A 2,019-nucleotide genomic window follows, 5' to 3' on the forward strand; every position below is an offset into this window, starting at 1 on the left:
ATCTGGCCGAACGCGTCATCGTCTTGTCGAGTTCGCCGACCGTCGTCCAGGAGGACGTCGTCATCGACCTGCCCGACGAGCGCTCCCAGCTCGAGACCCGCTCGACGCAGCGCTTCACCGAGCTGCGCCACCACATCTACGCGGCGATCCAACTCGCCAAGCAGGGTCTGGTCCCCGCCCAGATCGCCGCCGGCGTGACCCCCGCCGACCTGTCCCGCCCGTCGCAGAAGAAGTAGCGACCGCACCACACCACCGGCCTTCAAGGAGGAAGCCATGTCCGTCACCTTCACCCGCCGCAAGGCGCTCGGCCTCGTCGCCGGCCTGTCCGCCGCCACGCTCGTCGGCTGCTCCGAGGGCACGCCCTCGGGCGGCACCACCACCGCCGGCGGTGGCGCCACGACGGCGTCCGGCGACAGCACCGCCGCCACCGGCACCACGACCAAGATCAGCGTCGGCGTCATCCCGATCCTCGACGTCGCCCCGATCTACCTGGGCGTCGACCAGGGCTTCTTCGCCGACGAAGGCCTCGACCTCACGCTCGAATCCGGCCAGGGCGGCGCGGCGATCGTGCCCGGCGTCACGTCCGGTTCGCTGCAGTTCGGCTTCAGCAACGTCGTCTCCCTCATGCTCGCGAACGCCCGCGGCCTCGGCCTCAAGGCGCTGGCCGCAGGGGCGGCGTCCACGGGCGACACCGAGGCCGACTTCGGCGCCGTGCTCGTCAAGGCCGATTCAGGCATCAAGCGGGCGGCCGACCTCGCCGGCAAGAGCATCGCCGTGAACACGCTGCAGAACATCCAGACGACGACGATCAACGAGATGGTCCGCGCCGATGGCGGCGACCCGGCGGGCATCCAGTACGTCGAGCTCGCCTTCCCCGACATCGTGCCCGCCATCGAGCGCGGCGACGTAGCGGCCGGTCAGCTCGTCGAGCCGTTCCGGACCATCGGCCTCGACGCGGGGCTCGTCTCGGTGGGCGCCAACTACGCCGCCACCGATCCGAACCTCCTCGTCGCCGCCTACTTCACGACGAAGTCGTACGCCGGCGCCAACCCGCAGATCGTCACCAAGTTCACCGCCGCGATGAACAAGTCGCTCGAGTACGCGCAGGCCAACCCGGACGCCGTCCGCAAGATCCTGTCCACCTACACCCAGATCCAGCCCGACGTCGCCGCGAAGGCCGTCCTGCCCAAGTGGGACCCGGAGATCAACCGGGCCGCCGTGCAGAAGCTGGCCGACCTCGGCACGTCCGACGGCCTCTTCCCCAGCGCGCCCGATCTCGACGCCCTCCTCCCCTGAGGCTGGGCCATGCAGACGGTCGTCCTCTCCGGCCAGCAGGGGCGGGCCGTGGCTGCCGAGCAGCTGCGGTCCGCCATCCGCGGGGGTGAGTTCCTCCCCGCCGAGCGGCTCGTCGAGACCGAGCTCGCCGAGCGGTTCGGCGTCACGCGCAGCGCGCTGCGTGCGGCACTGGGCGACCTCGCCACGGAGGGGATGATCGAGCACGTGCCCAACAAGGGCGCCCGCGTGCGAGTGGTGACGGTCGACGAGGCGGTGGTCATCACCGAGGTCCGCCGTGAACTGGAAGCCCTGTGCGCCGCCAAGGCCACCGAGCTCGCCTCGGACGCCGACCTGGACGCCCTCGGCGTCCTCGGTGAGCGCATGCAGGACGCCGTCGCCGCCGGCGATCCGGTGCGCTACTCCGAGCTCAACAAGGAGCTCCACGAGCGCATCCGCGTCCTGTCGGGTCAGCCCGTCGCCCAGGACCTGCTGGGACGCCTCAACGGCCAGTTGGTGCGGCACCGGTTCCGGCTGGCGCTGCGTCCGGAACGGCCCAGCCAATCCATCCACGAGCACCTCGCGATCATCGACGCGCTGCGTGCTCGCGATGCGGACGCCGCCCGTGCGGCCGTCCAGGCCCATCTGACCAGCGTCATCGGCGCGCTGAGGGCCACCCCCGAACAGCCGCTCTGAGCCGGCGGCGTCCGTCGCCTCATCCGGCACCCCGACCCACGGAAGGAATCC

Annotated in this window: 2 protein-coding genes and 1 pseudogene; all 3 read left to right on the top strand. The window is 71.2% G+C overall.

Going from position 1 to position 2,019, the window contains the following annotated elements:
* Positions 1-236 (top strand): annotated as a pseudogene (locus Q1K57_RS12765) (hypothetical protein); the annotation flags it as partial.
* A 37-nt stretch (positions 237-273) separates the two neighbouring features.
* Positions 274-1,296 carry an ABC transporter substrate-binding protein gene (locus Q1K57_RS12770; RefSeq protein WP_300083269.1) on the top strand — a complete coding sequence of 341 codons (1,023 nt, stop codon included), beginning with the start codon at positions 274-276 and terminating at the stop codon, positions 1,294-1,296.
* A gap of 9 nt (positions 1,297-1,305) precedes the next feature.
* A complete protein-coding gene (locus tag Q1K57_RS12775) occupies positions 1,306-1,968 on the top strand; it encodes a GntR family transcriptional regulator (RefSeq protein ID WP_300083271.1) in 663 nt (220 codons plus the stop codon).
* Positions 1,969-2,019 lie beyond the last annotated feature (51 nt).

Origin of the sequence: Propioniciclava sp., from assembly GCF_029977985.1 — a bacterium.
Taxonomy (GTDB): Bacteria; Actinomycetota; Actinomycetes; order Propionibacteriales; family Propionibacteriaceae; genus Propioniciclava.

Bases quoted from the DNA above. Each gene is read 5' to 3' on its own strand.
- Q1K57_RS12775 (WP_300083271.1), top strand. From the start codon at position 1,306: ATGCAGACGGTCGTCCTCTCCGGCCAGCAGGGGCGGGCCGTGGCTGCC.
- Q1K57_RS12770 (WP_300083269.1), top strand. From the start codon at position 274: ATGTCCGTCACCTTCACCCGCCGCAAGGCGCTCGGCCTCGTCGCCGGC.